The sequence below is a fragment of the Bacillus sp. SD075 genome, assembly GCF_017355165.1.
Taxonomy (GTDB): Bacteria; Bacillota; Bacilli; order Bacillales; family DSM-1321; genus Peribacillus.
This window is the reverse complement of record NZ_JADILK010000040.1, coordinates 1-24,683: the sequence shown is the minus strand read 5'-3', so window position 1 is coordinate 24,683 and position 24,683 is coordinate 1. Positions and strand designations below refer to the sequence as shown.

The 24,683-nt window shown below is 36.9% G+C and carries 23 protein-coding genes and 1 pseudogene; 17 read left to right on the top strand and 7 right to left on the bottom strand.

What is annotated here, in order from left to right:
* Window positions 1-293 precede the first annotated feature (293 nt).
* The 5 genes from IOC57_RS20140 (at window position 294) to IOC57_RS20120 (ending at window position 7,384) form a co-directional block, all read left to right on the top strand.
* Entirely contained in the window at window positions 294-1,154 is an 861-nt protein-coding gene (locus tag IOC57_RS20140; RefSeq protein ID WP_207440364.1) for a hypothetical protein, read from the top strand.
* Between the two features lie 52 nt (window positions 1,155-1,206).
* Complete coding sequence (locus IOC57_RS20135; protein ID WP_207440363.1) at window positions 1,207-2,118, top strand: VanW family protein; 912 nt, start codon at window positions 1,207-1,209, stop codon at window positions 2,116-2,118.
* Window positions 2,119-2,547: 429 nt separating this feature from the next.
* Window positions 2,548-3,963 (top strand): glycosyltransferase, encoded by a 1,416-nt coding sequence (locus tag IOC57_RS20130; RefSeq protein WP_207440362.1) that lies wholly within the window; start codon window positions 2,548-2,550, stop codon window positions 3,961-3,963.
* A 427-nt stretch (window positions 3,964-4,390) separates the two neighbouring features.
* Window positions 4,391-5,149 carry a carbon-nitrogen hydrolase family protein gene (locus IOC57_RS20125; protein ID WP_207440361.1) on the top strand — a complete coding sequence of 253 codons (759 nt, stop codon included), beginning with the start codon at window positions 4,391-4,393 and terminating at the stop codon, window positions 5,147-5,149.
* Window positions 5,150-6,592: 1,443 nt separating this feature from the next.
* Window positions 6,593-7,384, top strand: coding sequence for a phosphotransferase (locus IOC57_RS20120; protein WP_207440360.1), 792 nt, complete (start codon window positions 6,593-6,595; stop codon window positions 7,382-7,384).
* A gap of 53 nt (window positions 7,385-7,437) precedes the next feature.
* Here IOC57_RS20120 and IOC57_RS20115 read toward each other — a convergent pair whose 3' ends face one another.
* Complete coding sequence (locus IOC57_RS20115) at window positions 7,438-8,082, bottom strand: YczE/YyaS/YitT family protein (RefSeq protein WP_207440359.1); 645 nt, start codon at window positions 8,080-8,082, stop codon at window positions 7,438-7,440.
* A 116-nt stretch (window positions 8,083-8,198) separates the two neighbouring features.
* Here IOC57_RS20115 and IOC57_RS20110 point away from each other — a divergent pair, with 116 nt between their 5' ends.
* Both IOC57_RS20110 and paiA read left to right on the top strand, forming a co-directional pair.
* Window positions 8,199-8,363, top strand: coding sequence for a hypothetical protein (locus IOC57_RS20110; RefSeq protein WP_286185072.1), 165 nt, complete (start codon window positions 8,199-8,201; stop codon window positions 8,361-8,363).
* 45 nt (window positions 8,364-8,408) lie between these two features.
* On the top strand, window positions 8,409-8,927 hold the full coding sequence (gene paiA / locus IOC57_RS20105) for a spermidine/spermine N(1)-acetyltransferase (RefSeq protein WP_207440358.1): 519 nt from the start codon (window positions 8,409-8,411) through the stop codon (window positions 8,925-8,927).
* Between the two features lie 349 nt (window positions 8,928-9,276).
* Here the strand turns inward: paiA and IOC57_RS20100 are convergent, their stop codons facing one another.
* From IOC57_RS20100 to IOC57_RS20085, 4 genes are read right to left on the bottom strand one after another with little or no spacing between them, the layout of a single operon-like run.
* Window positions 9,277-10,800, bottom strand: a complete 1,524-nt coding sequence (locus IOC57_RS20100) for a CoA-acylating methylmalonate-semialdehyde dehydrogenase (protein WP_207440379.1) — start codon at window positions 10,798-10,800, stop codon at window positions 9,277-9,279.
* A 27-nt stretch (window positions 10,801-10,827) separates the two neighbouring features.
* Window positions 10,828-11,733: an NAD(P)-dependent oxidoreductase gene (locus IOC57_RS20095; RefSeq protein ID WP_207440357.1), complete on the bottom strand. Its 906-nt coding sequence runs from the start codon at window positions 11,731-11,733 to the stop codon at window positions 10,828-10,830.
* A gap of 26 nt (window positions 11,734-11,759) precedes the next feature.
* Window positions 11,760-13,115: a GntP family permease gene (locus IOC57_RS20090; RefSeq protein WP_207440356.1), complete on the bottom strand. Its 1,356-nt coding sequence runs from the start codon at window positions 13,113-13,115 to the stop codon at window positions 11,760-11,762.
* Between the two features lie 48 nt (window positions 13,116-13,163).
* Window positions 13,164-14,354, bottom strand: coding sequence for an iron-containing alcohol dehydrogenase (locus IOC57_RS20085; RefSeq protein ID WP_207440355.1), 1,191 nt, complete (start codon window positions 14,352-14,354; stop codon window positions 13,164-13,166).
* Between the two features lie 267 nt (window positions 14,355-14,621).
* Here IOC57_RS20085 and IOC57_RS20080 point away from each other — a divergent pair, with 267 nt between their 5' ends.
* The 10 genes and pseudogenes from IOC57_RS20080 to IOC57_RS20035 all read left to right on the top strand — a co-directional run bounded on the left by IOC57_RS20080 (window position 14,622) and on the right by IOC57_RS20035 (window position 24,088).
* On the top strand, window positions 14,622-16,547 hold the full coding sequence (locus IOC57_RS20080; RefSeq protein ID WP_207440354.1) for a sigma 54-interacting transcriptional regulator: 1,926 nt from the start codon (window positions 14,622-14,624) through the stop codon (window positions 16,545-16,547).
* Between the two features lie 110 nt (window positions 16,548-16,657).
* Window positions 16,658-16,957 (top strand): annotated as a pseudogene (locus IOC57_RS20075) (IS4 family transposase); the annotation flags it as partial.
* A gap of 464 nt (window positions 16,958-17,421) precedes the next feature.
* Window positions 17,422-18,030, top strand: a complete 609-nt coding sequence (locus IOC57_RS20070; protein ID WP_286185071.1) for a GntR family transcriptional regulator — start codon at window positions 17,422-17,424, stop codon at window positions 18,028-18,030.
* Between the two features lie 11 nt (window positions 18,031-18,041).
* Window positions 18,042-19,244 carry a CaiB/BaiF CoA transferase family protein gene (locus tag IOC57_RS20065; protein WP_207440353.1) on the top strand — a complete coding sequence of 401 codons (1,203 nt, stop codon included), beginning with the start codon at window positions 18,042-18,044 and terminating at the stop codon, window positions 19,242-19,244.
* Entirely contained in the window at window positions 19,245-20,135 is an 891-nt protein-coding gene (locus IOC57_RS20060; protein WP_207440352.1) for a hydroxymethylglutaryl-CoA lyase, read from the top strand. It begins immediately after the preceding gene.
* Window positions 20,136-20,150: 15 nt separating this feature from the next.
* The gene (locus IOC57_RS20055; protein ID WP_207440351.1) at window positions 20,151-21,182 is read left to right on the top strand and encodes a TRAP transporter substrate-binding protein; all 1,032 of its coding nucleotides are present in this window, start codon (window positions 20,151-20,153) and stop codon (window positions 21,180-21,182) included.
* Between the two features lie 15 nt (window positions 21,183-21,197).
* Complete coding sequence (locus IOC57_RS20050; RefSeq protein WP_207440350.1) at window positions 21,198-21,695, top strand: TRAP transporter small permease; 498 nt, start codon at window positions 21,198-21,200, stop codon at window positions 21,693-21,695.
* Window positions 21,692-22,966, top strand: a complete 1,275-nt coding sequence (locus tag IOC57_RS20045) for a TRAP transporter large permease (RefSeq protein ID WP_207440349.1) — start codon at window positions 21,692-21,694, stop codon at window positions 22,964-22,966. The genes IOC57_RS20050 and IOC57_RS20045 overlap by 4 nt, the downstream gene beginning before the upstream one ends.
* 418 nt (window positions 22,967-23,384) lie before the next feature.
* Complete coding sequence (locus IOC57_RS20040; protein ID WP_207440348.1) at window positions 23,385-23,483, top strand: IDEAL domain-containing protein; 99 nt, start codon at window positions 23,385-23,387, stop codon at window positions 23,481-23,483.
* Between the two features lie 257 nt (window positions 23,484-23,740).
* The gene (locus tag IOC57_RS20035; protein WP_207440347.1) at window positions 23,741-24,088 is read left to right on the top strand and encodes a VOC family protein; all 348 of its coding nucleotides are present in this window, start codon (window positions 23,741-23,743) and stop codon (window positions 24,086-24,088) included.
* A gap of 178 nt (window positions 24,089-24,266) precedes the next feature.
* Here IOC57_RS20035 and IOC57_RS20030 read toward each other — a convergent pair whose 3' ends face one another.
* Window positions 24,267-24,554, bottom strand: a complete 288-nt coding sequence (locus IOC57_RS20030; RefSeq protein WP_207440346.1) for a hypothetical protein — start codon at window positions 24,552-24,554, stop codon at window positions 24,267-24,269.
* The gene (locus IOC57_RS20025; RefSeq protein WP_161804895.1) at window positions 24,551-24,667 is read right to left on the bottom strand and encodes a transposase; all 117 of its coding nucleotides are present in this window, start codon (window positions 24,665-24,667) and stop codon (window positions 24,551-24,553) included. Before IOC57_RS20025 ends, IOC57_RS20030 begins: the two co-directional genes overlap by 4 nt.
* Window positions 24,668-24,683: the final 16 nt, after the last annotated feature.

The following is a 24,683-nucleotide window of genomic DNA, read 5'->3' as shown; positions in this document are numbered from 1 at the left end:
CTAATTTAACCATTTTCTCCCTAATCAGTAGAGAAAGGTCAAGGGGAGAACTGACGTAGTTGGTTCATTTTTTTAAATGTGGAGTTATGCAACGTAAGATGTGTTTTACATCCTGTCGTTCACTTTCAAATGAACTTTTTGATTGAGCCATTTGAAGCCTTTATAGCTGATTCCCCCCAAACCTTTACAACAGCAATTAACATTTTGGAGTTTTATTTGAAAAATTTCCAAATTTTCAAAGGTATTCAAATGGTCCTGTCCTGTAATAATAAGAAAAACGCAGGAGAAACCATATGAACAGAAAAAAATGTTATAAAGGATTTATCGCAATTTTTATTTTTATATTTGTCTTAATGGTGAATGATTCGGTCTATGCAATTGATTGGGAAGATGAAGAAGTACCTATAAACTTTAAAATTGAGATAGTACCTTGGGAGATAGTAAACGACACTATTCCTAATAGAACAAATTTCACCATTATAGACATTGAAACGGGATTATCATTTAAGGTTCAACGAAGAGCAGGTAGTCATCATGCCGATGCTCAGCCACTAACCAAGGCTGATACTAGGATTATGAAGGAAATTTATCATAATAAATGGAGTTGGAAAAGAAGAGCCATTATTGTATTGATTAATAATCAAATGATCGCTGCCTCTATGAATGGAATGCCACATGGAGCCGGTTCTCTTCAAAATGGGTTTTCAGGACACTTCTGCATTCATTTCTATGGAAGTTTAACACATCGTTTGAAAAATGAAGATCCCGCTCATAAATTAATGATATTGAAAGCGGCCGGTAAGCTTGATGAGTATTTAAGTACGGTAAGTCCCTACGAACTTATCCACATGTTTACCATTGCCATGAATCAAGGAGATGGAAAATTATTATCAATGACCTTATCAAATACGGATGATACTCATCGTTTCATTAAACTTGCTGAAAAAATTACATACTTTGGAGTTAGAGATTTTTCAAGACAACCACTTGAAGACGCAAACGGATTACTATTCGTGGATGTACCGGTTCAAGTGAAGATTTATAAAGAGAGAGAAGGAAGTGAAAGTAAGGTCATCCATTTTATGATTCGAAGGGATAGTTTGACTGATCGCTGGTTCATTGATCAAGATGCGATCTATGAAGACTTAAAATGAGATTTGTGAAGATTCGAAAACAAAATTCCAATCCAGTGTGGGGGTGCATTCTATGCGATTATCATGGATTGCCGGACTTTTACTATTCGTTCAACCAGTGAATATTTCTGAAAGCTTATCGATAACCCACCAAGGAAAAACGATTGCTAGCGTCAACCATGCTGATATAACTATGCCCTTATTGGACGTTCCTATCATGGACGTGCATAAATACAATCAATTTGTCGGAAAAATCGACCGGCAAGTGTACCAAAAACCTATAAATGCCACAATGGATAAACTAGGTAATATCATTCCGGAGCGGGTAGGTTACAAGCTATACCATCAAGCATTTAAAGAGCAATTTTATTCCCTTTTGTACAGCAGTAGGGCATACAAACTAGAAGTACCTTTGCTTGCTGTTCATCCAAAGGTGGACAGCGAATTACTTGCGGAGATCCGTGGAAAAAAGATAGGTGAATATAGAACTTATTTTAATGTGAACAACAAAAATCGTACAAATAATATCGCGCTTGCTACAGAAGCCATTAATAATCATGTCGTGTTTCCAGGAGAGGTGTTTTCTTTTAATCAAACCGTAGGCAAGAGGTCAGTTAATAAAGGATATATGCTCGCTCGAGTTATCGTTAAAGGAGAGTTTTCCGAAGGGATTGGTGGAGGGATTTGTCAGGTGTCATCCACCCTGTTTAATGCCATCGACAATGCAGGGCTGCAAACTATTCAACGCTATTCCCACACTAGGAGCGTCCCGTATGTTCCATCTGGCCGCGATGCTACAGTAAGCTGGTATGGTCCTGATTTTAGTTTTAAAAACAAGTACAATCAACCTATCCTAATCCGAGCTACAACGCAAGGAGGAATGGTAAGTATCATGATTTACTCTTCAGATATGATAAATTATAAGACACGAAAAGTTCCCGCTGCTTCCAATCAGATATCAAAAGAACAGATTTACCGTTCGTAAAAACACTTTTCCGAACGGGTTGTTTTTTTAATGTCCGTTCAAGTATGAAAACACGTTACGTAAATTTGGCTATAAACGAATCATAAAAGAAACTCATAAAAAAACAGCCCTTTGCTCATGGAAGCAAGGGTTTGTTTCCATTTTGTTGAAGATTAGGGTATCATTCGTATTTATCTGGAAACCCAGTAAAAACCATGAAAAGTATTTAAATTGAGATTTGTTCCTTCTTCTTGAACTAACGGCCTTCTCCAAATGGAGAGGGCTTATTTTCGTTATACCAAACTTTAGTATTATGTCCCCTGGTTATTTTTATAGTTCTAAATTCTTATTTATTTTAGTGTGAAGAAATATATTTAGTGTGAATGGATGAATAAATTGCTATATAATGTAATTGGATGAAAATATTTATAATTGACGGGAGAAAAAATAATGAAAGCAACAATGTTTTTTTTAATAGGTTCTTTGGATGTGCAGCGCGGTGGGTTAACGAAGGCTTCGTTAGCTCAAGCCAATACATTTGCAGAAATGGGCTATGATACGCATATACTCACATTCAATTTTGATACGAGATACGAAAGAATCCGAGAAAAATTAATAGAGTTTGGACAACTAAACGAAAAAGTTAAAGTTTTAAATCTCTATGAAGAGCTTTGTGGAAGTGAAGAGGATTTAACGATTGCAGAAGTTACACATGAGACCGGATATTTAGATCCACATGTTGGACATAACGCTTTTAGGGTTTACGAAAATGGGCTTTACACGAAATATAAAAAATTTCACGAAGACGGGCCTTTAGATTTCATTGATTATTTTAATGAACAAAGATATCGAACCAAAAAAGAAGTGTATGATGAGTATGGCTTGATAAGAAAAGTTTCTTTTATGGATTTTGCTTCAAATAAACCAAGACAAATGAATTTTTACAATAGCAGCTCCCAAGCTTATTTATCAAAATGGGTAAATCCCGAAAACGGCAAGGCTATTCGAGTAAATTGGTTTGAAGAAAATGGGGATATAAAGGCTATTTATAGCAATGATGATCAACTAAAATTAGATTGGATCGAACGAGTAATTAAAGAAGCAGATAACCCAGTATTAGTTGCAGATGCCCGGAAAACTGACGTATTAATGATAAATGTAAAGAATAAGAATGCTACTAAAATCTGGCGGTTACACAGTAGTCACCTTACGGCACCATGGGAAGCTGATTCTGACATCGCTTCAACTGTCCAAACAGGAATCAATCATTTAGATCATATTGATGCTGCTTTAGTTCTTACGGAACAACAAAAGACAGATATTGAAAATAGATTTGGGAAAAGAACGAATTTGCATGTTATTCCTCATGCGACGAAAACACATTTAAAAACTGGATGGTTTGGCCGGCCTGGTTTAGTTAAAGACGAAAGGCTAGCCGTAGTTATTAGTAGGTACTCAGCCATTAAAAATTTAGATCATATTATTAAGGCATTTGAAATCGTTGTAAAGATAGTTCCGGATGCGAAGTTAGAGTTTTGGGGAGACGGTTCGGAAAAAGCGGAGTTACAAAAGATTATTGATCATGCTAATCTTACAGATTACATAAAATTGAATGGATATACCCAGGAACCATCTAAAATTTATCAAATTGCTCTTTTCAGTATCTTAGCTTCAAAAACGGAAGGGTTTTCCCTTTCTATATTAGAGAGCATGTCTAATGCTACAGCTGTAGTGAGTTATGATATTAGATATGGACCTCATGAATTAATTGACAATGGAGAAAATGGAGTTTTAGTTCAAAAAAATAATATAGATATGCTAGCAGAAGCGATGATTTCCATGTTCAACATCCGAATGCAACCATAAAGATGGGGAAGGCTGCTCTAAAAAAGGTTGAAAGAAAATTCAACCAGGAAATTTATGCGAATTCTTGGGAACATGTTGTTAGTGTTGCAATTGAAAATCGTCAATTGAAAAATAAAAACATACAATTAGTCAAACAAGATTAATGTCGAAGTTAAATAAACAAAAAACAGCCAAGTTCATGTGAACAGGCACGAGGAGTTTCCGCAGATAAGAAAGCAGGTAAGGCACAGCTTTCACTAAATTGTTTGCTGCATAATCCAGCCCTTATTCATATTGAGCAGGGGCTATTTTTTTCAAGGTTCGTTAGTGGTGTTGTTGAATTTCCTAATGAACCAACGGGGCAGGATAGTTGAACAAGAAATCGATGTCTATGCTACAATCATTACAAGCATAACCAATAATATAAGTGGATGTTGGGGAGAGCATTATGGGAAAAATAAAAATATCTTTACTACACCTATTGCCTATTGCAGGTGATGTGGAATATAACCAAAAACTTATTGAACAAGCCGTTCATATTGCTTCAAATAATAACGCCGAATGGATTATAACACCCGAACTATGTGTCAGCGGACTTCAATTCAATCATAAGATTGGGACTGGATGGATTAACAGGCAGCCTGATGCTTGGATGAGTAATTTGGGCCGTAAACTAAAGAATTTGAAAAGCACTCTGTTTTTGGGTTGCCCTGAAAAAGGCTGTGACGGAGAGTTGTATAATTCTGTGTTTGTCATAGATAAAAAAGGTCATATATTAGGTAAACAGAGAAAAATCAGTGTCATTGATGATTGGTCAGCTTCAGGGGATGTAATAGAAACAATAAAAACAGACAATGTTGAAGTTGGCATTATGATTTGTGCAGACGCATATACCCAAAATATTGCTCACGGCTTGCTTGAAAAAGGGGCAGAAATATTAATAGCACCGTCTTCCTGGGGTCCCGGATTACATGGTCCAGAGGGAGAATGGGAACAAAGATCTTTAGAAACAGGACTGCCCGTAATTGTCTGTAATCGTACTGGCGAAGACGAAACGGTCCGTTTTTGGGAGGCAGAGAGCATGATTATAAAAAATGGTGTCCCCCTCCTAACACATAATTCAAGACAATCAGCTATACTTACCTTTGAATGGGATTTACAAAGCATGGAATTGATATCCTCTCATTTCGACATCGAGTACATATAATAAGAGCCAAATTTACTACATACACTACACTCATGTTGAACTAAAGAGTGCTTTACTTCATTATTAGGAACTGTTCACCAGCTATGGTTTTTCCATGTAAGGTGAATGAGTTTCAGGCAACATATTTGGAATACGGTACAGCATTAACTGTTCCCATTTATCAGTAGAGATCCCACTCGAAATAGAAGGGGCCGTGGATTTATGATAGTAACAACAGGGCAAAAAGGCTGGGAGATAACTAAATAAACCATCCTCAAAGACGAATCATTCTACGTTATTCTACCTATTAAATATCATGCTGCTTTCGTATATGTTGTTTTTATTCATCCATTCAAGCTGTAAGAACAAGTTCGTTCCATTGCGCTACAGACACCCGCGGGGAGGAAGCGGGGCCTCCTCGGCAAGCCTGCGGGTCTCAGCCTTTCCTCTATTTCCCTTAGTAGTCGATGGTCTACCGCTCCATTACACTAGATGTTTAAAAATAGGATGCAAAAAGCAACAAAATCTATGGAATGGAAAAGAAACAAATAAAGACCCGATCTATTCGCCGGAAATTCCGCTTATAGATCGGGTTTATCGTTGACTAAAATACTTATGTCCCAGCCTCATTTATCCTAATTGGAATGGTGGAGGGTATGAAAGGATGCTAGGATTTGCAGAACTTTAGAACTTCCTGATCCCCATCGCCCAATTAGGAAGTTTTTTGCTTTTTTTTCAATCCTCTATATAGTCTTTTCAGGCATTAAATATTCGTTGCGTTGTAACCGGACAAACCGTTGTAATGGAACAAATGGATGAGATGTTAATAGAATAATTACCCATTACACTGTCATTAACTATCACTTGTCCGGTATTAGCATCAAAACTTCGGAACTCTACAAATATAGGTGTATATGGTTCAGCGGTTGTAGTAAATCTAATGAGTGAACCTAGGATAGAAGTTCTTAAAAACTCGCTTATTTCTCGTCGAGTCTGACATGCTTGTCCGATTGCCGGTAATGTTTTTCGTTTATGCCCCTTGTCCTTTCCTTTATCACAGCAGAACTTCTTCTCGCTGCAGAATGACTTATCAGAGGTTAATAGATTATGACCGCAGAATGGATTATGACGGCATAATATATTTTGACAAAATTTCATATATATCACTCCTTTTCCTACTATATATATGAAATGAAAAAAAACATGCTTGTACAAATTTACTACATTTCCTGCCTTTATCGTATCCGTCTTTCATTAGGCAATCTTATATTTCTAATGGATGCATCGTAAATGGTTACTGAGTTGAAAAAGGGTAAATGCCCTTAAACTAATGGGGGCATTAGCTGAAGATAAGAGCTGTTTTTAGGCAGCTTATTTCTTTATGAAACTAATGTGGCAGGGGAGTTGAACAAATAGGAATTATTTTATGGGATATAGGAAGTCATATTAGGGAGGGATGTATAGATGTCAAACCATGAAAACGAAGAAATGCTAACAGGAGGGAATGTTTCTAAAATTTATCGTTTGGGAGATACTGTACGACGTGAATTAAAGCCAGATAGTCCCAAGGTTCATAAACTATTAAATCATTTGGAGAACAAAGGTTTCAGTTATGCACCAAAGTTTTTAGGTATTGATGAAAAAGGAAGGGAGATATTATCATTTATTGAAGGTGAAGCTGGTAATGATCCTTTAAAGGAATATATGTGGTCAAATGATGTTTTAAACGAAATAGCGAAGATGCTCCGTCTTTATCATGATGCTGTGAGCGATTTTTCATTATCAGATGACTGGAAACCGATAGATAATACACCACACAAAGTGGAGGTATTATGCCATAATGATTTTGCTAGATACAACATTATTTTTAATCATCAAAGACCAGTAGGTATTATTGATTTTGATGTTGCTGGACCTGGTCCAAGACTTTGGGACATAGCTTATACTCTTTATACTTGCGTCCCTTTAAGTAGATTTTATCTTTCTGAAACAAGTGAGAAAGTATATTATAATTCATTACAGCACGCTAACCGTATAAAACAAAGAGTTAGATTGTTTTTTGATTCTTACGGTGAGGGAATAGAAGAAGATTATTTGGAAATGGTATTGCTGCGATTAGAAGGGTTATGTAAAACAATTACAAGAAAAGCCAGTGAAGGTGACATTGCTTTTCAAAAGATGATAGATGAAGGGCATCTTGAACATTATCTAAAAGATATTACATTCATTCGTGAATATGGAAAAGAGTGGATTTGAAGGGGGGGAACTAGTGGGGCAGCATTAGTTGCACCATAAAGATAAAAAGCATTCTATATTGAATGCTTTTTATCTTTATCATAATTTGGTGATGTACTAGAGTGTGTTAATATGCGGTCTAATACCTTTGCAGTAATGGGCATGAAGTAATTAAGTATTAGCCCCCCTAAACAAACGGTCAATAAAGTTCCAACGCCAATTGGTCCATTTGAGATCATTGCCGTTATCAAGAATACGAGGTAAATGAATGTTCGCGAAAAAAAAATATTTGTTCCAGTTAATTCTTGTATGATTAATGTTAATCGGTCTACTGGAATCGGTGCGAAATTTGTGTGTAAATATGTTGAAGTTCCTAATCCTATAACCATTAAGCCGATACCAAAGCAAAAAACTTTGCTGTACCACAGTTCAGGTGTTATCAAATTGTGCAATACAAATAGCCACATATCAATACCAATACCCGTTATAAATGCTGTTAACAACCCTAAAAATTCTGGTCTTTGTCTTTTTAAAAATGAATTACAACATATCAATAGTAAAGCTATTATTATTTCCCAACTTCCCACAGTAAGCCCCACATTTATAGACAGTCCTACCAAAAGTGCATCAAAAGGTGAAGTTCCAAGGTTTGATTGTATAGTGAACGAAATACCAAGGGTTAATATTAAAATTCCTAATACATAAAAAACATATTTCACTTTACTCGACCTCTTTATCATTGGTTTTTTATTGTAAATGCAACAAATTTAGGTTAAATTTAATATAGGGTAATTTTATTGCATTTGCAACAAATATATGTGCTAAGGAGTTAATTATGAATGAAATGATTCGTGAAATGGGCATGATTGCAAGGGCATTAGATTCTATAAGAAAAAATGATTATTCCAATATCCTTGCATTAAAGGGGTTTTCCGAAAGAGGAAGTAGAAACCATTTTCAATCTTCTTCAAAGAGGAAGAAAAAGACTGGGAATTTTTAAAAAAGGGAAACAAGGGAAATTATTGATTATATAGGAGCGACATTTATGACTATAAATATAAAAAAGTGTACCCATGTAGATTTACGAAAACTTCAAGAAATTGGTTATGAAACATTTAATGAGACATTTAAGAGTCAGAATTCACCTGAAAATATGAATGCCTATTTGGAAAAGGCATTTAACTTAAAACAAGTAGAAAAAGAATTATCCAATATTTCTTCGCAATTCTTTTTTGTTTATTTTCATAATGAAGTCGCTGGATATTTAAAGGTCAATACGAATGATGCTCAGTCTGAAGAAATGGGTGCTGAATCACTTGAAATCGAGAGGATTTATATAAAGAAAAAATTTCAAAAACATGGACTTGGTAAATATCTGCTTAATAAAGCGATGGAAATTGCGATGGATCGTAATAAAAAGACAATCTGGTTAGGTGTATGGGAAAAAAATGAAAATGCTATTGCCTTTTATAAGAAACTGGGGTTTGTTCAAACTGGAGCCCACTCTTTTTATATGGGTGATGAAGAACAAATGGACTTTATAATGACCAAAACACTCATATAACATTTTTCGAAAGGTGGGATATTATGTATATTCTGAAATAACACTAACGGGACAGGTTACTTTAATAAGATAGTCAGTCTATTAGTTGGCTATACTCAGGGTAATAACAGCGAAGCTGTTACTACCCCGATAAGGAGAACAACTTAGCACAGTAGCAATTATTTGATAGATGTCGTATTTTCTTTGTCCTTTGAGATCCTTAATTTTGTAGATAAATTAATAAATTCATTAGCAAAAAAACGCTCGGAATCATAAAATCATCCAAGCGTTTTGCGTTCAATATACTTCATTTGTTAATTACATTTCCCAATGAAAATTTGACTTATCTCAACGTAATGAAATTATTTAGTTATTGATTACTTGGAAAAGAAAATTCAGCTTTATTTTCGTTGTCTTTGGATTCAGGCCATCTTTCTGAAACCGTTTTGGTTTTTGTGAAAAAGCGAACGGTGTCTGGACCAAACATGTGGCCTTCCCCGAATTTCGAACGCTTCCACCCTCCAAAGTTGTAGTACCCGACTGGTATCGGAATCGGTACGTTCACACCGACCATTCCCACTTCAATTTGTTCTGAGAACTTTCTTGCAGCAGGTCCATTTTCTGTGAAAATCGTAACACCATTACCATATTCGTGATTATTAATTAATTCAATTGCTTCGGTTAAGCTATTCACGCGTACCACAATACGTGCTGGTCCGAACACCTCATCACGATAAATTTTCATATCAGGAGTAACATGATCTAAAATCGTTGGTCCTAAATAAAAACCTTTTTCCGTTTCACATATTTTAGGATTCCGGCCATCCACATATAATTGTGCGCCTTCTTCAAGACTTTCATTAATGTACTTGATAACAGTATCCTTTGATTCTTGTGTAATTACCGCTCCGAAATCTGCATTCTTGTCATTATATGCCCCTACTTTTAATTCTTGTACACGAGTTTTTAATTTTGCTACAAATGCATCAGCTGTTGCTTTACCAACCGGAACAGCTGCTGAAATCGCCATACATCGTTGGGATGCAGAACCAAATGCTGCACCTAGGAAGGCAGTAACAACTTGATCTAAATCAGCATCCGGCATAATAATCATATGATTCTTTCCTCCACCAAAAGAAGCTACTCTCTTATTATTACGGCTTCCTTCGTGATAAATATATTCAGCTACCCTAGTAGAACCTACAAAAGATATAGCACATACTTTTGAATTTTTAAGTAATGCATCAACTGCCTCTTTGTCACCGTTAATGATACTCCAAATCCCATCTGGTAGACCCGCTTTTTTCCATAGTTCCGAGATAAATAAAGCTGAGTTCGGAACACGTTCAGATGGTTTTAAAATTACTGCATTTCCACAAACAACTGCCATAGAAGTCATAGCGAGCGGTACCATTACTGGAAAATTGAATGGAGAAATCGCTGCAACTACACCTAGAGGCTGTTTCATTGAAAAGGAGTTGATATTTCCACCAACATTGACGGAGTATTCACCTTTTAACATATGTGGAGCATTTATCGCCAAATCAACCGATTCAATTCCTCTACTAATTTCACCTTTTGCATCAGAAATTGTTTTGCCGCTTTCAAGACCTATTATATTTGCCAGTCGTTCTGTTTCTTCTATTAGAAGGCTTCTAAAGCGATGAACAACTTCCACTCTTTTTGCTACAGACGTATTTTTCCAAGCTGTAAAAGCCGAATGTGCCACTTCAATTGTTTCATTTACTTCCTCTACAGAAGCATATGGACAAAAAGCCGTTACTTCACCCGTTGAAGGATTATACACCTTTCCAAAGCGTCCACTTCTGCCAGGTTGCATTTCTCCACCAATAAAATGAGTTAATGTTTTCGTATTAAATTCACTTTTAATCATAGTCATATTATTTTTCCTCCAAATTTATTAATATTTTTTTGGTATTGCTTTTTCAGCTAGCTTCTTAGTCATTAAGTAAACAGCAGACATATCATTCTCTCCATAACCTTCATTCGCTGCCTGCGTGTACCAATCTACCAAGTGGTCTCCAATTGGCAGTTTAATTTCACAATCCTCAGCCATTTGCTTAGCTATTTTTAAATCTTTTAACAAAAGATTTGTTGTAAAGCCGGGTTCAAAGTTATTTTCGGCGATATACTCCTTATAATTTCTTTCATATATTCTGCTTTGGCCATAACTTACATTTAGGATTTCAAACATCCGCTCGTGATCTAAGCCCATATTTTCACCAAGAGTTAGCGCCTCCCCAACTGCTTGGGTATAGAAGCCGATCATCAAATTATTGATTAACTTAATCACAGTGCCACTATCTGGATTTTCTCCAACATGAAACAGATTTTTTCCTAGAATATTTAGCAGTGGCTGTACTTCATCAAAGTATACTTTAGGTCCGCCAACCATAAATGTTAGGGTTGCATTAACGGCACCAATAACACCGCCACTTACTGGAGAACCTAAGTATCTTAAGTTATTTTTCTGGCAAGCAGTAAAAACTTTACGGTTTAATTCTGGCGTTACTGTACTTGTATCAATAATCATTAAATTATCAGCACCATACTTAATAATACCTTCTTCGAAAAATGTCTTTTCAACAATAGCTGGTGAAGGCAAACTAATAAAAATCACCTCTGCATGTTGGAGTACTTCTTTAATACTTTGACATACATGTCCACCATTTTCTTGAAATTTGACAAGGGCTGTTGGATTAATGTCAAAACCGTATACTATATATTCGTGACTAATCAAATTCTCTGCCATAGGTAAACCCATATTTCCTAATCCGATAAATCCTATCCTATGTTTTAAACTCATCACTCTATCTCTCCTTCAGGTATCATCTAGTAAAAAAACATATATAAGATAACTGCTAAAGCTAAAGCTGCAGTAGGTACGACCACACTGAGAACAAATACTGGCTTATATGCTCGTTGATGTGTCTCTTTACATACCGCTCTGATAGTAGTAACAACGTATCCGTTATGTGGTAAAGAATCTAGTCCACCGGAAGCAATGGATGAAATACGATGCATAGCTCCTGGATCTAAACCTTGTGCTTGATAAATAGGTGCAAGTATAGGTAAGGCAATTCCTAAACCGCCGGAGGCTGATCCCGTAATAGCGGCTATAGTCGTAACAGCCATAGCAAGACCCGCATATTCTAGCCCAGGCATATTAGTAAGCGTATCCACAATAGCAGTAAATGCCGGTACTTTTGCTGCAACTGCACCAAATCCTACCACAGCACATGTATTAGCAATGGCATTAAGTGAATTTTCTGCCCCTATAGTAAGAGCTTTCCAATGAGTGCCAATAGCATTTTTATACATAAGTGCCCATCCCACAACAATTCCTGCAAATAAAGCAACCAAAACCGCTTGATCCGTCGGGATATACTTGGCAACAATATTTAAGACTGCTACTACAGAGATCAAAGGAATGATCGAAATAATTATATTAGGCAAGCCCTTTTCAGATACTCCTCGATTCGGGTCATCCTCTGTTTCCAGCCGAGTTGCAGCAACCTCATTCGATGCACTTTCAGCAATGTGGTCCATAGAAAAAATTTCTCCTCTATCTACAGCTTTTTGAACCATCCTTCCTAAGAGAAGTCCACCTCCAACCATAATTAATAGAGCAATAACCACACCCACCCAACCTCCAGCAGTTGGAGTCGTACCAAAATGTTCAGTAGGAATTAAATTTTGTATTTCTGGTGACCCTGGCGATGTCATAGTGAAAGAAATGGATCCAAAGACAAGTGCACCAGGTATAAAACGATGAGGTAAATTTGCACTTTTAAACAAAGAAACTGCAATAGGATAAACAGAAAAGGCAACGATGAATACGCTTACACCACCATACGTCATAAGCGCACACGCGGTTACAACAGCAAATACTGCACGCTTAGCTCCGAATCTGCGCTGAACCCAATCTGCTATTGAATTTGCAGATTTTGTATCTTCCATGACTTTCCCAAAAATTGCCCCTAGTAAAAATGTTAAAAACCAGGAAGCGAAGAAACCAGTGAAGCCCCCCATGTAGTCTGTTGTTAACGCTTCCATTAGATTAAGCTTGCCTGTAATACTTACAACTATAGAACACAACACAGCTGCAATAATGATGTTTATCCCTTTAATGGTCATATACATAAGTAGTCCAAGACCTATTATTAAACCTAAAAAACTAATTGCCATATTAACCAATCCCCCCTTTCCAAATTCAATATTGTTTTTTGAGTAGTTTCATAGTTGAATAGTTGAATAGTCATTAGTAAAGGAGACCCGATATAGATCAATAATTTCCTCTTTGCTAGGCACTCGGGGGTGATTTCCTGGACTTCCGCTTGCTAATGCGTCAGTTGCCATTTTCTCTAAAGATTGTTCAAAATCTTCTTCATTGATTCCCCATGCTTTTAGATTAGGAATATTTAAATCAACACATAGTTTTTTAATGAATAATACGGTTTCTTTTGCCACGACCACATCACTTTGCTGCTCCATGCCCTTCATAATTGTCCGACCTACTTGAGATAGTTTTTCAACGCAGCTGCTTTCACTAAATTCCAACACAGCTGATAGAAGCATTGCATTCGAAATCCCATGTGGTACTTTATACAAGGCACCAATTGGCCGAGACATCCCATGAACAAGGCATACGGACGAATTAGAAAAAGCAATACCTGCTTGCATTGAAGCTAAAGCCATCTGTGTTCTCGCTTCTAAATCATTTCCATCTTCATAAACACGTTGAATGTTATCTATAATTAATTTGATAGATGATAAAGCGAGTGTATTAGTTAAGGGGTGAGACTTACGTGAGATATAAGCTTCTAAAGCGTGACATAATGCATCAATCCCTGTGGCAACTGATAACATTTTTGGTGATGAAAGCGTTAGACTTGGGTCAACAATGGCTACCTGTGGCATTATTTTAGGGTGTTTAATCATCATTTTTATATCTTTAATTGTATCAGTCACAATTAAGGCATCAGTCACCTCAGATCCTGTTCCAGCTGTTGTTGGAATAGCTATTACTGAAACGGGATCATTTATAATCTCATTTTCCACACCCATATATTCAATTAAAGCGCTTTCGTTTCTAGCCAATAGAGCTACCGCCTTAGCAGCATCAATGCAACTTCCTCCGCCTAGACCAACAATTAAATCACATTCCTTCTCTTTAAAAAGAGTTAAAGCCTCTTCAACATGAGTATCTTTTGTTTCTGAATCCACTCCCAAATATGTAATCGAGTGAACACCCTCACCTTGAAGATATCTAATAACCCTAGCCACATAACCTAAATCCTTCATAGGCTTGTCACTGATTAACAATGCTTTGGAACCTAAATCACTTGCCACTTTGCCTAGTTTAGAAAGACTTTGATTTCCATAATATACAATATTAGGCGTACGTAATTCACCGATGAAATTCATACAGCACCCCCTGATAAAAAATGGCTTTCAGCTATAAACTAATGCAAGAGTTGTGCCAACTCGTTATTAAGCCAAATCTTCTGTAAGTGCCCATCTTTTTCATCAATATCTGTTTCCGAAAAGCAACACTCGATTGATAATTATGTAGATAAATAAGGACAATTCCGTTGACAGATGACAACAATTTCCTTTAGTATTATTTTGAATATTTATATAATTCAAAATTAACATTCAATTTAAAATTATATATAAGATAGGTGATTCTTGATGAATGGTTTAAATAATAAAAGCGTCTCCTATAATATTTTTAAGGACGGAATCGTTGAGGATTGGATGGAAGAAGAGTCTTATTCATTACAAATTCACGACTCTATTCATAAAGCTGGTAATATCATGTCGAAATACGAAATTGATAACATAGCAGTGGTTAACGAAGATTTTATAGTAAAGGGGATTGTCACCTTCTCAATAATAATGAGAGCATTTTTGAATGGCATACCTTTAGAGCAAGAAATTCAAAATATCATGATTAAGAAGTTCCCTGCTTGCTATGCTGACGATCCTATAAACGAACTTTCCTTTCAGTTTGGCACGCGTATTCCAGTATTAGATAGAAATGGACGTCTTATTGGTCGTTTCCCTTCAACCAGAAGGTTGCTAAACCAATTCTTTGTATTGAACGAAAAAGTACAATCATTAGATCAAATAGTAAAAATGTACGATCTTTGTTTTGATACAGCCTATGAAGGTATAACTGTAGTAGATCAAAACGGCGTAATCCAACTTTTTAATAATTCCTACAGCCGTTTCGTACAAAAGCGGAAGGAAGAAGTTATAGGTAAGCATTGTACTGAAGTAATTGACAATACCCGGTTGCCGGTTGTTCTTGAAACGGGAATTCCTGAACGCAATAATGCGGTTATTTTGCAGGGACAAGAAATGATTGCTAGCGTAATTCCGATATGGAGAAATGATAAAGTGATTGGTGCGATAGGAATGCTTGTTTTCGAAGGAGTTTCAGAACTCTCTAAAGTCTTTGATAGGATGCAGACCCTTATGGATAAATCGAGTCATAAACAGGTTACACTTGAATATCCCAAGAAAGATGAAGAAACGATTACATTTGATAAAATCATCGGTGAAAGTAGCTCTATAGGTGAAGTGAAAAAAATAGCCCGTCGAGCAGCAAAGACAATGGCTACGATTTTAATTATCGGTGAAAGTGGTGTCGGAAAAGAGTTGTTTACCAAAGCCATTCATAATTTAAGTCCAGTAAAAAATGGTCCATTAATATCCATTAACTGTGCGGCTATTCCTGATGAGTTGCTTGAATCTGAGCTTTTTGGGTATAACCATGGGGCGTTTACAGGAGCCAGCAAGGGAGGAAAACCAGGGAAATTTGAATTGGCTCATAACGGAACGCTTTTTTTGGATGAAATTGGAGACATGTCCCTTCACCTACAAGCTAAACTGCTCCGCATCTTGCAGGAACAAAAATTTGAAAGGATTGGGGGCATTAATGAAATTCATGTGAACGTACGTATTATTGCCGCAACGAACCAGCCATTAGAGCAGTTGGTTGAAAAGGGAACCTTTCGAAAAGATTTATTCTATCGTCTAAATATCATTCGTCTGCACATCCCTCCCCTTAAAAATAGAAAAACAGATATACCCATTTTAGTGGCGAAATTATTGGAAGATTGTTACAACAAATACCAAATCCCCCCCGTTAAATTAAGTCGAGAAGTCTTGGAAAGGTTCATCCAATATGATTGGCCTGGAAATGTTCGGGAAATGGCAAACCTTTTAGAAAGCTTAGTTGTTCTTTCAGATCAAGCACGAATTCAACTAGAAGATCTGCCACCACATCTTACAGACGATCTTATGAGGACTAATAATAAATATAGTAAATATCCTATTGAAAATACAGGACAGATCTCAACTCATACTATTAATCCCCCTATAACTACTGAGCTAGAATTAGATCAGCAATTAGGTTCTCCTTACCAAGGAAATAGTTCAACAACCTCTAATTTGCTGGTTAATGAAAAAGTGGCGAACGAAGAACGTGAACGTGAACTTATTGTAAACATCTTACAGAAAGTAGACGGAAACAAATCGAAGGCAGCTAAAATTCTCGGCATCCACCGAACTACTTTATATAAAAAAATGGTCAAACATCACCTAAGATAAACTTGATAGGTGTAGCGTCACATGTTCAAGCAAAGTTAAAACGATACCTTCAAAAATGAAAAAGCGCTATGCTTATCGTAAGTAGTTTACGAGAAAGGATGGTGTTTTTTATGAATCCTATCATCGCTAGTGAACTAACACTTTCTGCACAAAAATTACAACGCTTTTTATCTCCAATAGTCCTACAAGAAATCGCCAAACAATTTGGTTTTGTACAGCGATCTAGTAAGTATCAAGCAGATGTACTCATCGCTCTTTGCGCGTTTGGCTCAGCCAAGAAGTTGCTCGTACATCACTTACGCAACTATGTAGTCGTTTAGAGGCTTCAACGGGTGTACTAATGACAAAAAGAGACTTAATCAGCGCTTTAATCCTGCAGCTGTTGCATCCTTCAAGAAATCTTTACTTCAACGGTTGCAATCGTATTATAAGGTCGACCAGTAAAAAATACTGGTTGACCTTTTTTAATTACATCCATTATATCAGTAGCCAGGGTAGGACGTACGGGTGCGTGGGACTTGATTCCGTGAACTAAACTGTCCGCCCCTATTAAGAACTTGATAAAAAATAACTGGCTTACAAAGAAAAAATCTATCCTAAAATGCAATCATCTTATCAGGGACATTATCGGGAGTCCCTTTCTAATATCTCGAATCATATCAGTGGCAACAATAGGGAATAGAGTATCATGAATGACTCTTTCAGCGTTAGGTAAAAAATGTATGAAATTCCATAAATATTGACTATTGGGATTTTTTATAATATTCTAATAACGAGATGGAATGTAGACAGTCGACGAAAAATAAAGTGGGTGATTCGAATCGTACAGGTTGTAAAAAAAGGAGCTACTTTAAAAACACAGGTATATAACTTTTTGAGAGAACAAATTTTCATGGGGGCGGTTAAACCTGGTGAAAGATTAATAGAGGAAAAAATTTCAGAAGAGTTAGGGGTTAGTCGCAGTCCAATTCGTGAAGCTATTAGAATGCTTGAAAAAGATGGATTATTACTTGTTAATATTTCTGGAGGAGTAACAGTTGTTCAGCCAACTATCGAGGATTTCAAACATTTATATGAATGTCGAATTGAAATGGAGCCACTCGCCTCCTATTATGCTGCACAACGCCGCTCTCAGGAACAGCTTGAAACCATACGAGCTTTCCTATTACAAATGGGGAAAATTACGGAAACGAATAATTTGAAGAAAGTCCACGATGCAAACGTGAACTTCCATGAAGCAATCGTAGCTGCGAGTGTTAATCCATTTCTAGTTTCCATGATTGCACAGCTTCATGGGGTGAATAGTTTTTACAGAAAATCGTTTTTGGAAGAAAAGCCGCTTCATGTAGAAAAAGCAATGTATGAACACCAAAAGATTTTTCAAGCAATTGTAGATCGAGACGGGGATGAAGCTAAGCGCTTAATGAAAGCACATATTGAAAGCGATTACATTTTGTTCATGAGATTTAGTAATCAATCGTAGGAGGTTGTGAAATGTCAAAAAAAAAGCCACTTGAAGGAGTCAAAATTCTTGAATTAGGTAATTTAGTTGCCGCTCCATTTGCTGGAAAGTTATTTGCCGAGTTTGGGGCTGAAGTGATTAAGGTGGAAGAGCCAACGAAAGGTGACCCTCTTAGAAACTGGCGGGTCATGCATAATGATACATCGGTATGGTGGTACGTCCAATCACGGAATAAAAAATCCATTACTGTAAATATGCGAGATGAACAAGGCCAGAAGATTATTAAACAATTGGTTGAAAAAGTGGATGTAGTTCTTGAAAATTTTAAACCTGGAACATTAGAGAGATGGGGGTTAGGCTTAGAAGAATTACGTGAAATAAATCCATCCATTATCATGACGAGGGTTTCTGGATATGGACAAACGGGTCCTTATCGTGAGAAACCTGGATTTGGAAGTGTTGCTGAGGCATTTGGTGGCCTTCGATATATAACCGGGTATCCTGATTTAGCGCCTGTGAGAGTAGGTATTGCGATTGGTGATTTAACTGCAGGGTTATATGCAGTAATTGGAACACTGCTGGCACTACGTGCAAGAGATCAAAACCCTGACAGTAAGGGACAACTTGTTGACGTAGCACTCTATGAATCTGTATTTAGTTTACTAGAGGGGATTCTTCCTGAATACGACTTGACAGGGGTAGTCAGGGAGAGAACAGGTAGTACGTTACCAGGGATAGCACCTTCGAATACGTACGAGTGCATGGATGGGAAACATCTGGTAATAGGGGGGAATGGAGATAAAATTTTTCAACGATTAATGACAGCAATAGGCAGAGAAGATTTAGCGAATGAGACTACTTATTCTACAAACCAAGGTAGAGCGGACAATGTGAAGTTCATCGATCACATAATTGAACAATGGACGAAACAATATCCATTAAAAGAGGCCCAGCGAATATTAGATGAAGTATCTGTTCCAGTCGGACCTATCTATGGAATTAAAGAAATTGTTGAAGATGAGCAATACAAAGCAAGAGACATGCTGCAAGAAATAGAATTACCGGATGGAAAGAAGGTTTTGGTACCTGGAATTGTACCCAAATTATCTGAAACACCAGGAGAAATAAAATGGAGTGGCCCAAGTCTAGGTGAGCACAACGAAGAAATTTATACAGAATATATGAATTTCTCCATTGAAGACTTCAAAAAACTGAAAGAACGGGGAGTCATATAAATGGTAGATGTGAAAATTATCGACGTTAGTCCAAGAGATGGTTTGCAAAATGACCCAAGGCTTATTCCAACCAATGAAAAAGAAAGACTAGTAAGGCTTCTGCTCCAAGCAGGGGTGCGAGCAGTTGAAGTGACTTCATTTGTTCACCCCCAAAAAGTACCACAAATGGCTGATGCCTCTAACGTTTTGAGAGCGCTTACACCTTTTGGTAATCTTGAGGCAATTGCTTTAATACCTAATTTAAAAGGGTATGAAAGAGCTAAAGAACATTTACTAACTGAAGTGAATTGGGTAAGTTCAGCTACAGAGACCTTCAATCAAAAAAACATTGGTCAAGCAATCGATGAAAACTTTAATCAGTTTGAATCCCTCGTTATTCAAGCTGGAAAAGATGGCATTAAAACGTGCTTTTCAATCGCAGTAAGTTTTGGCTGTCCATATGAAGTGGAAGTATCAGAAGAGCAGGTATTGAATCTCGTAAAACGTGCGAAAGATGCTGGAGCTGATCGTATTGGTATTGCTGACACGATAGGTATTGCTACACCAGATCAAGTCGAAAGATTAATGAAAAGAGTTTTAGAAATAGCTGGTGAAACACCTGTAGCCATTCATTTACATGATACGAGGGGATTGGGATCAGCAAATGCTTATTCAGCTTATCAGGCGGGGGTTCGCATTTTTGAAACAGCTGTATCTGGGATAGGTGGCTGTCCGTTTGCACCCGGAGCAGCAGGCAATTTAGCAACTGAGGATTTAGTGTATTTATTCCACAGAATGAACATTGATACAGGATTGGATTTTGAAAAACTGCTCGAAGCTGCAGACTATGCTGCGAGAATTTCTTCCAAAAATCCATTAGGACGCATCAGACACTTAGAAAGAAAAAAATAAAGGGGGATAATAAGTATGAAAAAGTGGATAAAAGCTATTACTTTCATAATGGTATCAACACTCACATTGGCAGCGTGTAACACATCAAAAACTCAAACGAGTGGTGCTAGTGTGAGTGGGGAGGGCTATGAAGAGGCAACGATTCGTTTAGCATATAATTTACCTCAAGATCATCACATTGCAAAAGGTATAGAGCAATTCGCAAAAGATGTTACCGAAAAGTCCGATGGAGCAGTAAAAGTTCAAGTGTATCCTGCAGGCCAATTACTAAGTGATAAAGACATGAACCAATCCATATTGTCTGGTGGAGTTGAGATGGGTGTGAATTCCTCAACATTATGGGCAAGTACAGTACCTGCTATGGGAATTTTCGATGTTCCTTATGTGTTCAAAACTTATGAAGAAGCTGGAGAAGCTTTAAACGGTGAATTTGGGAATAAATTACGTACTTCAATGGAGGAGAAAGGTGCAAAAGTATTATTGTTTGCAGACTACGGTTATGCACAATTTGCAAATAACAAGCGCCCTTTGAAATCGCCTTCTGACTTTGAAGGATTAAAGATACGTAGTATTGGTGATATCCCTTCAGAAATGATTAAAGCGTATGGTGCTTCACCAGTATTCATGGGTGGTGGAGAAGTATACATGGCGCTTCAACGTAATACTGTAGATGGTGCTACTTCTGGAACAACCGCGATGTTACAACGAAAATACGACGAAGTAACGAAGTATTTGACAATTAATAACTATGCATACTTGGAATTCATCTTAGCGGTTAACCAGGATTACTGGAATGGTTTACCAGAAAAAACACAGACGCTATTATCTAAAACTGCTAAAGAAACAGAGGATTGGATTCGTTTACAAGCCAAAGCAGAGGATGAGTTAACAGCAAAGCAGTTAAAAGAAAAAGGTATGGAAGTTTACGTAGTCCCTGAGGAAGACCTACCAGAGTGGAAAGAGGCTGCAAAACCTGCATGGGATGCATTCTCTAAAAATGCAGGAGATTTAGGAAATGAACTGTTAGAAATGGTTGATAAGGAGTAAAGGGGGAGATCCAATATGAAGGTGCTTTACAGAATATCCGATCAACTCATTATTATGGGAGCCTATTTAGCAGGGTTCTTCATCATTCTAACAACTTTTATGATTTTCTTTGAAGTCGTTTCACGAGCGCTTTTTAATCAACCGACAATTTGGGCGACAGAGCTATCCATTTATGCAATCATCGGAAGCTGTTTTTTAGGAAGTGCCTATGCGGTGCGAACATACTCACACATTACCGTGGATTTACTTGTAAATAATGTGAATGATCGTATCAAAACGATTCTTGCTTACTTGTCGAATGCTTTAGGGTTAGTATTTAGCATCATTTTTACTTTTTATGGTTTTCATCACTCGATGAAAACCATGGAACTGGATGTGACTTCTGCAACCTTATTGCGAGTCCCGATGTACCTACCGGAATTATTACTTCCGGTGGGTGGTGTGTTAATGTGCTTGGCCTTTTTTTTGCAAATTGTAGACGGTGGAGTCCATAAAGGAGGAGAGCACATTTGAATGCATTCTTCGTTGGTGGAATGGGAACTCTTTTATTACTTGGACTACCAGTAGCATTTTCACTCGCATTATTAGCTATAGTGGGCATGTACTTTTTTAACGGTGGAACATTTGCTTTCATGCAAATTCCCATTATCTCTTATAAATCTCTTGACGATTTCTCATTAACAGCATTACCGATGTATGTATTAATGAGTCAAATCTTACTTATTAGTGGTGTAGGCCGTGACCTGTATGAAATGGCAAGTAGGTGGTTCAGACACTTCCCTGGTGGACTCGCGATTGCGACACTCTTTTGTTGTACCATTTTTGCCGCAATATCAGGTTCAAGTGTTGCAACTGCAATAACAGTTGGTTCGGTTGCACTACCAGAAATGGTACGTCGCGGTTACAATAAAAGACACGTCTTGGGACTACTCGCTGCGGGAGGGACTTTAGGAATATTAATACCTCCAAGTGTGCCTATGATTATTTATGGATCTGTGACGGGTGAGTCCATTGGGAAATTGTTTATAGCGGGTATCGTTCCAGGACTTATTTTGACACTTGCCTTTATGATATTTGCTTCATATCAAACAAGACATATTAGAGATGTACCTGCAACATGGAAGGAAAGAATGGAAGCTTCGAAAACAGCTATCTGGGGTCTCATTTTACCAGTCATCGTTATTGGCGGGATATATAGTGGTATATTCACTCCAACTGAAGCTGCAGCAGTAGGGGTTGTTGTGAGTTTTGCTATTTCGGCATTTGTATATCGTAATTTGAACATGGGAAACATTAAGAAAATTATTTTTTCCACTGTCAAAACGAATGCTATGATTTTATTCATTATAGTGGGTGCGATGTTACTTGGCTATATAATGACTGTATTGCAAATCCCCCAAACGATAACTAATTACGCTATAGAACAAGACATTTCTCCTTGGATTATCTTTATTCTAATTAATATTGTTCTTTTGATTTTAGGAATGTTCTTAGAAACAATTTCGATTTTGGTTATTACATTACCCATTTTGTATCCAATCATTGTTTCTCTAGGATTTGATCCGATTTGGTTTGCAATTATCATGGTTATCAATATGGAATTAGCTTTAATATCACCACCTGTTGGATTAAATTTGTTCGTTTTAAAAGGAATTGATCGAACAAATACCATCAGTGAAATAGTAAAGGGGGTTATACCATACGCCATAATTATGATACTCTTCATTGTTTTACTTTCTTTCTTCCCAGAAATCGCTACATTTTTAATAGATAATGTGGAATAAGTAAATTTTATAAAATCGTTACTTGGTTAAGTGACCGAGTGACGATTTTTAATTATTACTCAAACTTCTCACCACAGTGGAAATACCGGATAACCACCCTTTCGCGCGCGAAATTGGTGTTGGAGTCGACTTAAGTATTATCCTGCCTCTTTTCTTTTTAGCTCTCATTCAAATGGGCATGAACCTTCAAATCGTTAGTGATTTAAACCTTCCCGATGTAACAGTTTCCCCCCCATTCCAGCCAAGCGAAAAGAAAAGGGATGAGGTAAAAGTCAAAGTTGGAACAACCTGATAGAGGTTGAATTAAGTCCTAAAAGAAGGATAAAGCGAGGAAAAGATCATGATCGGGGAGAAATCATTTTAACGAGGAAATCACGATTATCCTGAAACGCTACTGGAATCTGAAGTGTTAGCTGCAATGGTACTAAAAAGAGCCCTTGCCGATTACAGGAAAGCCCAAATTGAAAAACAAATCGATGAATCATTGAAAAATCGAAATAAGGTAAAGTTTTTCTGATTAACAAATGAATTAAAACACAACATAAAATGCAAACAGAACTTAATAAAAAAGATAACTCCTAACTTAATTCTTTAATAAGGTAAAAGGAATTCAAAAAAGGAATAAATATGAAATCCTAAGAATTCTAGAGCAATCGTGAGATTGTGTTTAGTTTATTGAGGCAGTATAGTTGAAAAAGGAATCTAAATTTAAATCGCGAATATCTAATGTAATCGGATAGCTAAAAATTTGATGACAGACAGGAGTTAGATACGATGATAAAAGGTTTCGGAGGAATATTCTGGAGAACTAAGAATCTTGAAGGTATAAAAAAATGGTATAGTGAAGTGTTGAAGATTGAAATAGAAAATTGGAATGGGACTGTGATAAAATCCCAATTAGGAAATGAGACTATCTTTTCTTTCTTTACCGAGAATGACAGTTATTTTCCAACAGAACAACAAGTGATGTTAAATTTCGAAGTGCATAATTTAAACGAGACCATTAAGCATCTTGAACATATTGGTGTACCTCTTGCAAAGAAAAAAGAGATTAGTGAATTTGGAAAGTTTATTTGGATTGAAGATCCTGAAGGTCGACTGGTCGAGCTTTGGGAAAAATAACGAGTTGTCATTCATTTGCTATTGAACTTACGAGTGCGTTAGCTGAAAATCGGAGCTGCCTTAGGGTAGCTTTTTTGTATGAAAATACATTAGTAAAAAAGCCATGCTAAAATAAACCCTCCATATTCTCATTATTTTTTTGATGGGGGTAAATGTACTATTGCGTTATTTTAACTGGTTACGCAGTTTGTTGTTCAGATGGAGCAATTGTATAGCCTTTCTTTTTTAGGTATTCGATCATTTTTAATTCTTTGTTGTTTTGTTTTTCTTCAAGGTAATTTGAGCCTAGTTCATGATAAGGTTCTCCTGTTTTTAAGATGTTGTAAGCAATCGTTACTAGTAAATGGGCAGAAGCGATTCGTCCCTTCATTTTTCCCTGTTGTTTGGTAATCCTTTTTCGATGTGAAGCAATTCGATTATTTTGCCTTGAAGTCGCTAATACACACTCTACGGCCATCGTTTTCAAAGCTTTGTTACCTTGTGTGGTTTTACTCGTTTTTTTTTACCAGCACTTTCGTAATTTCCGGGACTTACACCAGCCCAAGAGGCAAGGTGTTTAGCCGACTTAAATACGGACATATCAACGCCCATCTCT

Coding starts and splice junctions, on each gene's coding strand:
- IOC57_RS20140 (WP_207440364.1), top strand. CDS start 294: ATGAACAGAAAAAAATGTTATAAAGGATTTATCGCAATTTTTATTTTT.
- IOC57_RS20135 (WP_207440363.1), top strand. CDS start 1,207: ATGCGATTATCATGGATTGCCGGACTTTTACTATTCGTTCAACCAGTG.
- IOC57_RS20130 (WP_207440362.1), top strand. CDS start 2,548: ATGAAAGCAACAATGTTTTTTTTAATAGGTTCTTTGGATGTGCAGCGC.
- IOC57_RS20125 (WP_207440361.1), top strand. CDS start 4,391: ATGGGAAAAATAAAAATATCTTTACTACACCTATTGCCTATTGCAGGT.
- IOC57_RS20120 (WP_207440360.1), top strand. CDS start 6,593: ATGTCAAACCATGAAAACGAAGAAATGCTAACAGGAGGGAATGTTTCT.
- IOC57_RS20110 (WP_286185072.1), top strand. CDS start 8,199: ATGAATGAAATGATTCGTGAAATGGGCATGATTGCAAGGGCATTAGAT.
- paiA (WP_207440358.1), top strand. CDS start 8,409: ATGACTATAAATATAAAAAAGTGTACCCATGTAGATTTACGAAAACTT.
- IOC57_RS20100 (WP_207440379.1), bottom strand. CDS start 10,800: ATGATTAAAAGTGAATTTAATACGAAAACATTAACTCATTTTATTGGT.
- IOC57_RS20095 (WP_207440357.1), bottom strand. CDS start 11,733: ATGAGTTTAAAACATAGGATAGGATTTATCGGATTAGGAAATATGGGT.
- IOC57_RS20090 (WP_207440356.1), bottom strand. CDS start 13,115: ATGGCAATTAGTTTTTTAGGTTTAATAATAGGTCTTGGACTACTTATG.
- IOC57_RS20085 (WP_207440355.1), bottom strand. CDS start 14,354: ATGAATTTCATCGGTGAATTACGTACGCCTAATATTGTATATTATGGA.
- IOC57_RS20080 (WP_207440354.1), top strand. CDS start 14,622: ATGAATGGTTTAAATAATAAAAGCGTCTCCTATAATATTTTTAAGGAC.
- IOC57_RS20065 (WP_207440353.1), top strand. CDS start 18,042: ATGTCAAAAAAAAAGCCACTTGAAGGAGTCAAAATTCTTGAATTAGGT.
- IOC57_RS20060 (WP_207440352.1), top strand. CDS start 19,245: ATGGTAGATGTGAAAATTATCGACGTTAGTCCAAGAGATGGTTTGCAA.
- IOC57_RS20055 (WP_207440351.1), top strand. CDS start 20,151: ATGAAAAAGTGGATAAAAGCTATTACTTTCATAATGGTATCAACACTC.
- IOC57_RS20050 (WP_207440350.1), top strand. CDS start 21,198: ATGAAGGTGCTTTACAGAATATCCGATCAACTCATTATTATGGGAGCC.
- IOC57_RS20040 (WP_207440348.1), top strand. CDS start 23,385: ATGGTACTAAAAAGAGCCCTTGCCGATTACAGGAAAGCCCAAATTGAA.
- IOC57_RS20035 (WP_207440347.1), top strand. CDS start 23,741: ATGATAAAAGGTTTCGGAGGAATATTCTGGAGAACTAAGAATCTTGAA.
- IOC57_RS20025 (WP_161804895.1), bottom strand. CDS start 24,667: ATGTCCGTATTTAAGTCGGCTAAACACCTTGCCTCTTGGGCTGGTGTA.